Raw genomic sequence first — 11,504 nt, 5'->3', positions numbered from 1 at the left:
CACGATCGACCATCCGAATCATCCCCCTTCATTCCTGACCTACGGAATCACCAACCCGGTTCCGTGCAAAGCCCTCACAAGGGGGGAGATTGGCTGGCGTCGGCCTCGGCTCTCTTCCTACGACCTGGAACTTACCAGCGAGCGAAAACCAATATGTGTACGGTCATATTGATGGATGGACTCGGCCGCTCCAAGTAGTTCTTCTAAGCACGCAGCACTGGAGCACCGCCATGCCCTTGACCCGCCGGACGCTGATCGCCGTCAGCCTTTCGCTCACCTTTGCCTTCACGCCGGCCGCCGTCTTCGCCGCCTCGCCGCAACCGGCCAAGGGTGAGCACGGCATGGTGGTGACGGCCCAGCATCTGGCGACCGAGATCGGCGTCGACGTGCTGAAAAAGGGCGGCAATGCGGTCGATGCCGCTGTTGCCGTCGGCTATGCGCTCGCCGTCGTCTATCCCAATGCCGGCAACATCGGCGGCGGCGGGTTCATGACCATCCGGCTGAAGGACGGCCGCACGACCTTCCTCGATTTCCGCGAGCGCGCGCCGCTCGCCGCGACCAAGACCATGTATCTCGACAAGGACGGCAAGCCGATCAAGGGCGCCAGCCTCGACGGCTATCTGGCGGTCGGCGTGCCGGGCTCGGTCGCCGGCTTCGAGATGGCGCGCGAGAAATACGGGACCTTGTCGAGGCAGGATCTGATGGCGCCGGCGATTGCCTACGCCAAAGACGGCTTCGTGCTCAACCAGGGCGACGCCGCATCATTCGCCGGCAGCGCCGACCGGTTGGCGAAGGACCCGGCTGCCGCCGCCATCTTCCTCAAAAAAGACGGGAAGCCTTATGGCATCGGCGAGAAGCTTGTTCAGCCGGACCTTGCCGCCTCCCTTTCGGCGATCTCGGAAAAGGGGCCGGACTCCTTCTACAAAGGCACCATCGCCGATGAAATCGTCAAGGCGAGCGGCGCCAAGGGCGGCATCCTCGCCAAACCCGATTTCGAGCAATATGCGGTGCGTGAGCTGAAGCCGGTGACCTGTTCCTATCGCGGCTACGAGATCATCTCCTCGCCGCCGCCGAGCTCGGGCGGCGTCATCATCTGCGAGATCCTCAATGTATTGGAGGGCTATCCGCTGTCCTATCTCGGCGCCGGCTCAGCCGAGACGGTCCACGTTATGGTCGAGGCCATGCGCCATGCGTATGTCGACCGCAACTCCGCCCTCGGCGATCCCGATTTCGTCGACAATCCGGTCTCTAAGCTGCTCGACAAGAACTATGCGAAAGACATTCGCGACAAGATCGATCCCTTCCGTGCTGGCGTGTCGAAGGAGCTGATGCCGAAGGGCTTCGGCGAGTCGAAGGAGACCACCCACTATTCGATCATCGACAAGGACGGCAACGCCGTGGCCGTTACCTACACGCTGAACGGCTCCTTCGGCGCCGGCGTCGTCGCCGACGGCACCGGCATCCTGCTCAACAACGAGATGGACGATTTCACCCAGAAGCCCGGCGTGCCCAACCTCTACGGCCTGGTCCAGGGCGAGGCGAACGCCATCCAGCCGAAGAAGACGCCATTATCCTCGATGAGCCCGACGATCGTGACCAAGGACGGCAAGCCGTTCATGATCATCGGCAGTCCGGGCGGCTCGCGCATCATCACCATCACGCTGGAGGCGATCGTCAACGTCATCGACCACGGCATGGACATCCAGCAGGCGATCGACGCGCCGCGCATCCATCATCAATGGCTGCCAGACACCATCTATGTCGAACCGTTCGGGCTTTCGCCGGACACGGAGAAGCTGCTTGCCGGCATGGGCTATCACCTGGACTTGAGCGACGAGACCTGGGGGCAAGCCGCCGGCATCCTGGTCGGTGGCAAGAGCCTGGCACAGATCGAGAAAGGCGACGGCGCGCGCTACAACGGCGCCATCGACAGCCGCGCGGCCGCCGGCGAGGCTTTGGGATATTAATTGATCAGGTCACCAGCGTGACGGTCGAGGCGATCAGCATCACGGCGGCGATGGCGACGAACAGCGCATAGATGCGCGGCCGGTCGAGCAGCAGCGCATTGCCCGAAATCCAGGCCGCCGTGGCCCCCCCAAGCGCGAACAGGAAGCCGTTGCGGTGGCCGAAGGACATGGAGGCGGCCATCAGGCCGCCGATGATCAGCGCGCCGAAGACGATGATGACGGCGACCGCGTATTTCTCGAAATCATTGCCGCTGCCCATCGCCGGCCCCATCGCATTGAGATTGGGCAGGTCGTCCGGGTCGAAGGGGCTGGTCGAGCCGTATTCGTCTTGACCGAGGGATTCGCGCATTATTCGTTCTCCGCTGAGCGGCAACAAACCATCAACGCCTGCCGAGCGCAACCCGGCAACGCCGGCACGGCGATGCGTTCGCCGCCCGGCTGATGCCCGAGTGCCACGGTTTCCCGGTCGGTTTCAACGAGGTAGCGGCGTTGCGGTTCCACCTATTTGATCTGCCTCGAAAAATCGCTGCGCACGATGCCATGCCGCTGCAGCTTGTCGTAGAAGGTCTTGCGCGGAATGCCGAGCGCCTCGATGGTGCGGCGGACGTCGCCGTCATTGCGACCAAGTGTCTCGCGGATGAGTTCGGCTTCGTAACGATCGAGCCGTTCCGGCAAAGGCATGGAGGTGTCGATCTCCGTTGCCGCGGGGGAAGACGCCGCGGCAAAATCGTCCAGCCCGAGCACGAAGCGTTCGGCGAAGTGAGCGAGCTCACGCACATTGCCGGGCCAGTCATGGTCGCCGAGATGGCGCTGAACCGCGGCGGAGATCGCCGGCACGGCGCGCCGGAAGCGGGCCGCGGCGCGCTCGGCGAAGTAACCGAACAACAGCGGCACGTCGTCCCGCCGCTCGCGCAGCGGCGGGATCGACAGCGTCACCACATTGAGCCGGTAATAGAGATCCTCACGGAAATTGCCGCGCTGGCTGGCATTGCCGAGATCGACCTTGGCGGCGGCAACGACGCGCAGGTCGACCGGCCGGATCTCATTGGTGCCGAGCGGCGTCACCTCGCGCATTTCGAGCACGCGCAGCATCTGCACCTGCGTCGAGGCCGGCATGCTCTCGATCTCGTCGAGAAACAGCGTGCCGCCGCTCGAATGCTCGATGCGGCCGACGCGTTTCTTCTGCGCGCCGGTGAAGGCGCCGGCCTCGTGGCCGAACAGTTCGCTTTCGATGACCGTCTCCGGCAGCGTGCCGCAGTTGAGCGCGACGAAATTGCCCTTGGCGCGGCGGCTCCAGCGGTGCAGCAGGCTCGCCACCACCTCCTTGCCCGAACCGGTCTCGCCAGTCACCAGAACGTCGACATCGGTGTCGGCGATCTGCCGCAATGTCCGGCGCAGCCGCTCCATGGCCGGCGTCTGGCCGATCAGCGGCAATCCCTCCTGCGCCTGCTCGGCCGCCTCGCGCAAGGCGCGGTTTTCCATCACCAGGCGCCGCTTTTCGGCGGCGCGGGCAACGCTCTGCGCCAGCCTGTCGGCGGCGAAAGGCTTGGTGATGAAGTCGTAGGCGCCGTCCTTGATCGCCTTCACGGCCATCGCGATATCGCCATGGCCGGTGACCAGGATGACGGGGATATCGGGGTCGAACCGCAGCACGCGGTCGAACAGCTGCAGCCCGTCGATCTCCGGCATGCGGATGTCCGACACCACCACTCCGGCGAAATTCCTGTCGAGCGCCGCCAGCGCTTCGCTCGCTACCGAATGCGCCGACACCGCAAAGCCGGCAAGCTCCAGTGTCTGTCTTGTCGCCTTGAGCAGATCGCTATCGTCATCGATCAGGATCACCATGGCTGGATCGTGCTTCGTCATGCAGCGCCGGCTTTCGACAGATGGATGGTGAAGCGTGTTCCCTGGCCGCTGCTCGAAACCTCGATGCGCCCGCCATAGTCGGCGACGATGTCCTTGGAGATGACGAGCCCGAGCCCGAGGCCTTTTTCCTTGGAGGTGTTGAAGGGCGTGAACAGCGACTTCAGGATCGCGGGCGGGATGCCCGGGCCATTGTCCGAGACCATGAGCGCGACGTCATCGCCGGTCTCGGCCGCGGAAACCTCGACCTTGGCGTCGTCGCGGCCTTCGAGTGCCTCCAGCGCGTTCTGGAAAAGGTTGATCAGCACCTGCTCCAGGCGCAGCCGGTTGCCCATAACTTTCAGCGCCGGCGGCGGCAGCGTGATCGCCAGCGCATCGAGCCGGCCGGCGAAGCGGCTCCTGAGCAGCACGACGGCGCCTTCGATCACGCTGCGCAGTTCCACCGGCGCGGCGGCGGTGCGGCCCTTGCGGGCGAAGGCTTTCAGCTCTTCGGTGATGGAGCCGATGCGCTCGGTCAGCGCGGCGATGGCGCCAAGGTTCTCCTCGGCCGAGGCGCTCTGCTTGCGTTCGAGGAAGACACGCGCATTGTCGGCATAGGCGCGGATCGTCGCCACCGGCTGGTTGATCTCATGCGCGACGCCGGCGGCAACCTGGCCAAGCGTGGCAAGCCGGTTGGCCTGCACCAGCTCCTGCTGCATCACCTGCAGCCTGGCTTCGGTGCTGCGATGGTCCACGATCTCCGCCTGCAGCCGGTCGCGCGCGAGACTCAGATCCTGCGTGCGCTCGACGACCCGGCGCTCGAGCTCGGCCCGCGCGGCCTGTTCGGCGGCAATCCGCATCTGGCCGGATTGCCGGCGCCACAACAGATAGGCGGCAAAGGCAATGAGCGGCGCGAGGACACCGAGCACCAGGAGCCGCATCTCGCGCTGCGCCGCCGCGACCGCTGCTTCGGCAGGAAGGAGATAGTCGAGGCGCCAGGGTGTCGACGGCACGGCGGTGGAAAGCCGCAGATATTCCGCATCGCCGCCGCCGGGCGTGATGGCATGGACAAGCGCGACATCGGGGCTGAGCGGTTGCGGTTTCGTGATCGGCAAGGGCACCAGCGGCGCATCGCCGAATTGCTGGCTGGCGCGGATCTCGGCCATGACCGAAGCGGCCAGCGGCGCCGTCGTCATGAAACGCCAGGAGGGCACGCTCGTGATCAGCACCACGCCATGCGCATCGCTGACATAGGCGGGCCGGCTCGCCTCGCGCCAGTCGGACTCGAGCTGGTCGAACTCCATCTTGACCACGACGACGCCGAGCGGCCCCGCAGCGCCGTCGACGCGGCGCGAGATGTAGAGGCCGGGACGTTTGCTGACATTGCCGAGCGCGAAATATTCGGCCGTGCCGGCTTCCATCGCGCCCGAGAAATAGGCGCGAAAACCATAGTCGTTGCCGACGAAGCTCACCGGCTCGCGCCAATTGCTGGAGGCGATCGCCAGGCCGTCCGTGCCGGTGACATAGAGCACCGAGGCCTTGGTGCCCGAGACCAGCCCTTCGAGCTTGCGGTTGAGCACGTCGATCGATGCGGGGTTGCGCTCGGTCAGCGCATCATTGACCTGCTGGTCCTCCGACAGGAGCAGCGGCAGCGCGCGCGGATTTTCCAGCACCGCGCGCAGCAGCGCGACCTTGAGGTTGGCGTCCGTGCGCCCTTGCGTGGCTAGAGCTTCGATCTCGGTCGAGCGACCATAAAGCCCGGCGCCGTAGAGCGCCGCGAGCACGATCAGCAGCGCCACCGCCGTAAACAGCAGCCAGGCGCGCCGCGCCCGCCCGGCAAGCAATTCGGGCGTTGGGGCGAGGGCAGCGGCCGGGCGTTGCAGCATGCCGCATCTGTGCATGATTTCGCACAAAGCGCAATTCGACCTATGCGGATAGCCGCACTAGTGTTCTCCAAGGCGCTTGTCGCAGAATCGAAAAATCAAACAAAATCAACAAAACAAGACTCCGGACATCATCTGGCACGCGGGTTGCAGATGCATCCGTAGCAGCCGCGAGGCTGTGGAGGTCAACAGCCCCCTGGGAGGTCGAGCGTCTCGATCGGGGGCCGAACGGAGGATATCATGCAGACAGCAATCGCTGCCGCCGAACCGCGCGGCAAGGTTCCCTTTTACCGGCATCTCTATGTCCAGGTCCTGGTGGCGATTGCCGCCGGTATCCTGCTTGGCCATTTCTACCCCGACCTGGGCGCATCGCTGAAACCGCTTGGCGACGCCTTCATCAAGCTGGTCAAGATGGTGATCGCGCCGGTGATCTTCCTCACCGTGGCGACCGGCATTGCCGGTGTCTCCGACCTGCACAAGGTCGGCCGCGTCGCCGGCAAGGCGATGATCTATTTCCTCGTCTTCTCGACATTGGCGCTCGTCGTCGGCCTCGTCGTGTCGAACGTCATCCAGCCGGGCGCCGGCATGCACATCAACCCCGCGACTCTCGACCCCTCGAAGGTGGCGACCTTCACCGAGAAGGCGCATGACACGACCATCGTCGGCTTCCTGATGAACATCATCCCCGACACCATCACCGGCGCTTTCGCCCAGGGCGACATCCTGCAGGTGCTGTTCTTCTCGGTGCTGTTCGGCGTGGCGCTGGCCCTCGTCGGCGACCGCGGCCGCCCCGTGGTCGATTTCCTGCAGGCGCTGACCGCGCCGGTCTTCCGCCTCGTCGCCATCCTGATGAAGGCGGCGCCCATCGGCGCCTTCGGCGCCATGGCCTTCACCGTCGGCAAATACGGTATTGGCGCGATCGCCAACCTCGCCATGCTGATCGGCACCTTCTATCTGACGTCGCTGCTCTTCGTGCTCGTCGTCCTGGGCGCTGTGGCATGGTATAACGGCTTCTCCATCCTGGCATTGATCCGCTACATCAAGGAGGAATTGCTCCTGGTGCTCGGCACCTCGTCTTCCGAGGCGGCGCTGCCCGGCCTGATGGCCAAGATGGAGCGCGCCGGTTGCAACCGCTCGGTGGTCGGCCTGGTCATCCCGACCGGCTATTCCTTCAACCTCGACGGCACCAACATCTACATGACGCTGGCAGCGCTTTTCATCGCCCAGGCGACCGACACGCCGCTCACCTTCGGCGATCAGATACTGCTTCTGCTGGTCGCCATGCTGAGCTCGAAGGGAGCCGCCGGCATCACCGGCGCTGGCTTCATCACGCTGGCCGCGACGCTCTCGGTCGTGCCCTCGGTACCGGTCGCCGGCATGGCGCTGATCCTCGGCGTCGACCGCTTCATGTCGGAATGCCGCGCGCTCACCAACTTCGTCGGCAACGCGGTCGCGACCATCGTCGTGGCACGCTGGGAAGGCGAGCTCGACCAGACCAAGTTCGCCGCCGCCATGGCCGGCCAGTTGTCGGAAGAAGCTGACCTCGCGTTGTCGGGCGGCCTCCAGCCCGCCTAAATAAGCAGCATCCTCCCGAGATGCCCAACAGGTCGCGGCTAAGCCGCGGCCTGTTCTTTTTGTCGGCTGCCGCATAGGGTGGCGCGGTCCGGCACTCCTGCCGGTGCATTCCTGTTGCATTCAAGGCTCGGAGGCGGTCGATGAGCAGTGCGTTTCCCGAGATCTACGTCGTTCGCCATGGCGAGACGGAGTGGAGCGCCTCGGGCAGGCACACCGGCCGCACCGACATCCCCTTGACCGCCAAAGGCGAAGAGGCCGCGCGCGGCGTCGCCGAACGCCTCGAGGGACTGACTTTCCAGGCGGTCTGGTCGAGCCCGTCGCAGCGCGCCTTCGACACCTGCCGCCTCGCCGGTTTTGGCGAGCGCGCGGTCAAGAAGCCGGACCTGCGGGAATGGGATTATGGCGCCTATGAAGGCGTGACGACCAAGGAGATATTGTCCGAGCGTCCCGGCTGGCAGTTGTTTCGCGACGGCTGCCCGGGCGGCGAGACGGCGGCCGATGTCGGCGCCCGCGCCGATACCATCATCGCCGGGCTGCGCGCGGTTGCCGGCAATGTGCTCATCTTCTCCAGCGCGCATTTCCTGCGTGTGTTCGCGTCGCGCTGGGTCGGCCTGCCGCCGGAAGGCGGCGAGCATTTCCTGCTCGACACCGTCAGCCTCAGCATCCTCGGCTACGAGCACGACCTGACCGAGCCGGTCATACGCCGCTGGAACCAGAAGTAGCCCGGGCTTTATAGCAGATCGACCTTGGCGGTTGGCCGAAACGCTTTTCGTCATCCACGGGTGGAGCAAGGAGCGAAGCGACGCGCGTAGACCCGAGGATCCATTCCGTTACCTATGAGCGTTGCGGCGATGCAGAACGACCCCTGTCTTGCACCGCCTTTACCCCTCGCGCGAGGTCACGGAATGGATCCTCGGGTCTGCGCGTCCGCTTCGCTCCCGCTCCGCCCGTGGATGACGAAGTTCGGGGGCGCAGCCACTAGGCAACAAGCATCGCCAGGTCTTCCTCCGTCAGGTGCCGCGCCTGACCTTTGGCAAGCTCGCCGAGTTGCAATTGCCCGATAGCCACTCGCACCAGCCGCAGCACCTCGATGTCGAAAGCGCCGAGCAGCCTGCGAATCTGCCGGTTGCGTCCCTCGTCGAGCACGATCTCCAACCACGCCGTCCGCCCGCCGCTGCGCAGCAGCGCGATCGAGCTTGCGGTGAGCAACGCGCCGTCGACGACCGCCCCTTGGCGAAAGCGCCCCAGCATTTCCTCGTCGGGCACGGCCGCGATCTGCACGTGATAGGTCTTGGCGACATGCGAGGCGGGGTCGAGCAGACCGTTCGCCCAGCGCGTGTCGTTGCTCATCAAGAGCAGCCCTTCGCTCGCCTTGTCGAGCCGGCCGACGGGCGACACGAACGGCAGGTCGAGATCGGCAAGGCAGTCATAGACGGTGCCGCGGCCTTCGGGGTCGTCGCGGGTCGTGACCAGCCCGCGCGGCTTGTTGAGCATCAGATAGACCTTGCGCTCGGCAATGACGCGCTCGCCGTCGACGGTGATGCGGTCGCGGTCGGGATCGATGCGCAGCAAGGCATCGCGCACCGTCTTGCCGCCGACCTGTACCCGCCCCTCGGCGACGAAATGCTCGGCCTGCGTGCGCGAGCAGAAGCCAAGCTTGGAGAGCGCTCGGGCGAGGCTGACTTTGGCGACGATGGATCGCCGATCGACCGGGAGCGGCTGTGTCATGACGTGATTAAGTTCCGCAAATGGGTGAGAACAGGTGCCACATACAGCCAAGACTTCGCAATCGCGGAGAATTCCGTCGGCCTGCGCTTTGTTGTGGAAGCAGGAGCGGACATCGGCGACGTGCGCATTTTAAGTTGAACAAGCGATGCATTGTCCTCTATGTCCCCCATATTAGCTCTTGCTTGGCGGTGGGGACGTGGCAGAGAAGACGGACTCGCTCGAGTCCGAAACAATTTTGGTCGGCGATCTCGGCAACGGCGATCGCGACGAGATGTTTCGCCTTTACGAGACCTATTATGACGCGACCGACCGGGGCCGGTTCGAACGAGATCTCTCGGAGAAAAATGCCGTCGTCGTCATTCGGCGCAAGAGTGGCATAGTCGGCTTCTCGACGTTGTCCGTAGGCAGTCTGATCGTCGACGGCGAGACCGTGCATTATTTGTTTTCGGGCGACACGGTGCTCGATTCCTCGCGCTGGGGGGACCCGGTCTTGCTGCGTGCATGGTTCCGCGCGGCCGGCGCGGTGAAGGCCGAACTGGGCGAAGCAAGACTGTTCTGGTTCTCGATCATGATGGGCCATCGCACCTTTCGAATTCTACCCAACTTTTTCCGTGAATTCGTCCCAGCCATCGACGGGAAAGACAGAAGCGATTTACGCCTGATCCGCAATCGCATAGCTGCCGCGCGCTACGGCTGTTTTTTCGATGCCGCAAGCGGACTTATCGATTTCGGCCAATCGCAGGGCCATCTCCGACGGGAATGGGCGGGCGTCGAAGAGACAGCGGAACGCAACCGCTTTGCCGCATTCTTCCTCAAAGCCAATCCAGCGTATTTTCGCGGGGTCGAACTCGCTTGTTTGGCGGAATTCCATCCTCTCAACCTGAAGCGGTACGGGGCGACCAGCTTTGCGGAGGGATTGAGCGGTGGTCGCTGACGCCTGGGCGAGAATTGCCGGAGCCACCGCTGCGGCCCGAATGCGATTCGATGCCGGCCTTGGAGATGTCGAGACAGCGCAGCGCCGCACCCTTGCAGATCTGATCAAGGCCAATCGCCTCACCGCTTTCGGGCGCGACAACCGATTCGTCGAGGTCACGTCGGCTGAGTCGTTCAGCAGGCTCGTTCCGATCGGCGATTATGCGGCGTTTCAGCCCTATATTGACCGGCTGATCGAAGGAGTGGGGGCCGTGCTGACGGCAGAACCGGTGCGCTTCTTCGAGCAGACCGGGGGAAGCTCGGGCGGCGCGAAAAATATTCCTTACACGGATGCCGGGCTCAAATCCTTTACCGATTGTCTTTATCCTTGGCTTGCGGACCTCATTGCGCGCCGTCCCGCCGTCACGCAGGGCCGAAGCTATTTCGCCCTGAGCCCGGTGGGGCGTTCGCTCAACCAGCGCATCGGCCCCTATCCGTTGGGCAGTCCTTTGCCTTTCGCCTATTTCGGTGCTTTGCGCAGCAGTCTGATCGAGCTTTCGGCTGTACCGATGGAACTCAGGCTCCTTGCCGATTTCGACGCTTGGCAGAGACAGACCTGCCTCTGTCTGCTGCAGGCCGAGGATCTGGCTCTGATCTGGGTCTGGAGCCCTACCTACCTTACCGAAATCCTGCGTGCGATGCGGCGCGACGCGTCGAATCTGCTACCGACCCTGGCTAACAGACTGGCGATAACGCAGGAAAGGAAATCGGTTAATCGCCGTATCGAGACGCTGGAAAACATGCTTTGTGGGTCATCGGACGATCTCTCCGCGATTTGGCCCCGGCTCGATACGATCAGCTGCTGGACCGATGCATCGAGCAAAGGCTTCGCAGCGGAGCTGCAGGCGCTTTTCCCGCGTGCTTTCATGCAATCGAAGGGCCTGATGTCGACCGAGGCCGCCGTCTCCGTTCCTTACGGCGACGGAGCGGGCTCGGTGCTCGCCGCGCATAGCGGCTTCTTCGAATTCATCGACGAATCCGGCGATTGCCGTTTTGCCTGGCAGCTTGAAATCGGCCGTACATATCGGGTCGTCGTTTCGACGGGCTCCGGTCTCTATCGTTACGACACCTGCGACATGGTGGAGGTTGTCGGTTTCAGCGGCGACACGCCCCGTCTGCGATTCAGCGGCCGCGCCGGTGTCACCGTCGACATGTGCGGCGAGAAGCTGAGCGAGACATTCGTTGCAAGTTGCCTCGAACTGATCCATGTGCCGACCTATGCGTTGCTTGCGGCCACGACGAGCCCACGACCGCATTATCAGCTTCTTGTCGAAACCAGCTCGGAAAAACCGCTGGATAGCACCCTCCCCGAAAGGCTGGACCGCGCTCTGGCTGCCAATCCCCAATATGAATATGCTCGGCGGATCGGTCAGCTCGACCTCGTTCGACTAAAGCCTGTCGACGATCTCTACGGCCGCTGGAAGCGCCACCGTTTGCAAGGCGGCGTAAGCATCGCCGGCATGAAGGCGCCTGTCTTGCTTGGACAGGTAGACAGCCTATTTCTGGCCGGATTGGGCAATGCCGGGTCTTGATTTCG

9 protein-coding genes are annotated in these 11,504 nt (G+C 64.0%); 5 read left to right on the top strand and 4 right to left on the bottom strand.

The genetic code is table 11. The annotated features are described in order from the left end of the window. Positions 1 to 230: 230 nt before the first annotated feature. On the top strand, positions 231 to 1,967 hold the full coding sequence (gene ggt / locus FJ956_RS09430; RefSeq protein WP_140675263.1) for a gamma-glutamyltransferase: 1,737 nt from the start codon (positions 231 to 233) through the stop codon (positions 1,965 to 1,967). Positions 1,968 to 1,971: 4 nt separating this feature from the next. Here ggt and FJ956_RS09425 read toward each other — a convergent pair whose 3' ends face one another. From FJ956_RS09425 to FJ956_RS09415, 3 genes are all read right to left on the bottom strand, one after another. Beyond that, a complete protein-coding gene (locus FJ956_RS09425) occupies positions 1,972 to 2,316 on the bottom strand; it encodes a hypothetical protein (protein ID WP_140675260.1) in 345 nt (114 codons plus the stop codon). Positions 2,317 to 2,468: 152 nt separating this feature from the next. After that, complete coding sequence (locus FJ956_RS09420; RefSeq protein WP_140675257.1) at positions 2,469 to 3,833, bottom strand: sigma-54 dependent transcriptional regulator; 1,365 nt, start codon at positions 3,831 to 3,833, stop codon at positions 2,469 to 2,471. Next, on the bottom strand, positions 3,830 to 5,695 hold the full coding sequence (locus FJ956_RS09415; protein ID WP_140675254.1) for a sensor histidine kinase: 1,866 nt from the start codon (positions 5,693 to 5,695) through the stop codon (positions 3,830 to 3,832). The genes FJ956_RS09420 and FJ956_RS09415 overlap by 4 nt, the downstream gene beginning before the upstream one ends. Before the next feature lie 237 nt (positions 5,696 to 5,932). Between FJ956_RS09415 and FJ956_RS09410 the strand changes: the two genes are divergently transcribed. Together FJ956_RS09410 and FJ956_RS09405 are read left to right on the top strand one after the other, a co-directional pair. Further along, entirely contained in the window at positions 5,933 to 7,267 is a 1,335-nt protein-coding gene (locus FJ956_RS09410; protein ID WP_140675251.1) for a dicarboxylate/amino acid:cation symporter, read from the top strand. Positions 7,268 to 7,407: 140 nt separating this feature from the next. Then, the gene (locus tag FJ956_RS09405; protein ID WP_140675248.1) at positions 7,408 to 7,989 is read left to right on the top strand and encodes a histidine phosphatase family protein; all 582 of its coding nucleotides are present in this window, start codon (positions 7,408 to 7,410) and stop codon (positions 7,987 to 7,989) included. 256 nt (positions 7,990 to 8,245) lie between these two features. Here FJ956_RS09405 and FJ956_RS09400 read toward each other — a convergent pair whose 3' ends face one another. Next, a complete protein-coding gene (locus FJ956_RS09400; RefSeq protein WP_140675245.1) occupies positions 8,246 to 8,995 on the bottom strand; it encodes a pseudouridine synthase in 750 nt (249 codons plus the stop codon). Between the two features lie 196 nt (positions 8,996 to 9,191). Here FJ956_RS09400 and FJ956_RS09395 point away from each other — a divergent pair, with 196 nt between their 5' ends. Together FJ956_RS09395 and FJ956_RS09390 are read left to right on the top strand one after the other, a co-directional pair. After that, positions 9,192 to 9,929 (top strand): hypothetical protein, encoded by a 738-nt coding sequence (locus tag FJ956_RS09395; RefSeq protein ID WP_140675242.1) that lies wholly within the window; start codon positions 9,192 to 9,194, stop codon positions 9,927 to 9,929. Continuing rightward, the gene (locus FJ956_RS09390) at positions 9,919 to 11,499 is read left to right on the top strand and encodes a GH3 auxin-responsive promoter family protein (protein ID WP_140675239.1); all 1,581 of its coding nucleotides are present in this window, start codon (positions 9,919 to 9,921) and stop codon (positions 11,497 to 11,499) included. Before FJ956_RS09395 ends, FJ956_RS09390 begins: the two co-directional genes overlap by 11 nt. Positions 11,500 to 11,504 lie beyond the last annotated feature (5 nt).

Origin of the sequence: Mesorhizobium sp. B2-4-3, assembly GCF_006442815.1 — a bacterium.
Lineage (GTDB): Bacteria > Pseudomonadota > Alphaproteobacteria > Rhizobiales > Rhizobiaceae > Mesorhizobium.
Note: the sequence above shows the minus strand (reverse complement) of the source record. Positions and strands in the feature narration are given on the sequence as shown.

What these genes read in the sequence shown, in the direction of transcription:
- ggt (WP_140675263.1), top strand. Translation starts at nt 231, where the DNA reads ATGCCCTTGACCCGCCGGACGCTGATCGCCGTCAGCCTTTCGCTCACC.
- FJ956_RS09425 (WP_140675260.1), bottom strand. Translation starts at nt 2,316, where the DNA reads ATGCGCGAATCCCTCGGTCAAGACGAATACGGCTCGACCAGCCCCTTC.
- FJ956_RS09420 (WP_140675257.1), bottom strand. Translation starts at nt 3,833, where the DNA reads ATGACGAAGCACGATCCAGCCATGGTGATCCTGATCGATGACGATAGC.
- FJ956_RS09415 (WP_140675254.1), bottom strand. Translation starts at nt 5,695, where the DNA reads ATGCTGCAACGCCCGGCCGCTGCCCTCGCCCCAACGCCCGAATTGCTT.
- FJ956_RS09410 (WP_140675251.1), top strand. Translation starts at nt 5,933, where the DNA reads ATGCAGACAGCAATCGCTGCCGCCGAACCGCGCGGCAAGGTTCCCTTT.
- FJ956_RS09405 (WP_140675248.1), top strand. Translation starts at nt 7,408, where the DNA reads ATGAGCAGTGCGTTTCCCGAGATCTACGTCGTTCGCCATGGCGAGACG.
- FJ956_RS09400 (WP_140675245.1), bottom strand. Translation starts at nt 8,995, where the DNA reads ATGACACAGCCGCTCCCGGTCGATCGGCGATCCATCGTCGCCAAAGTC.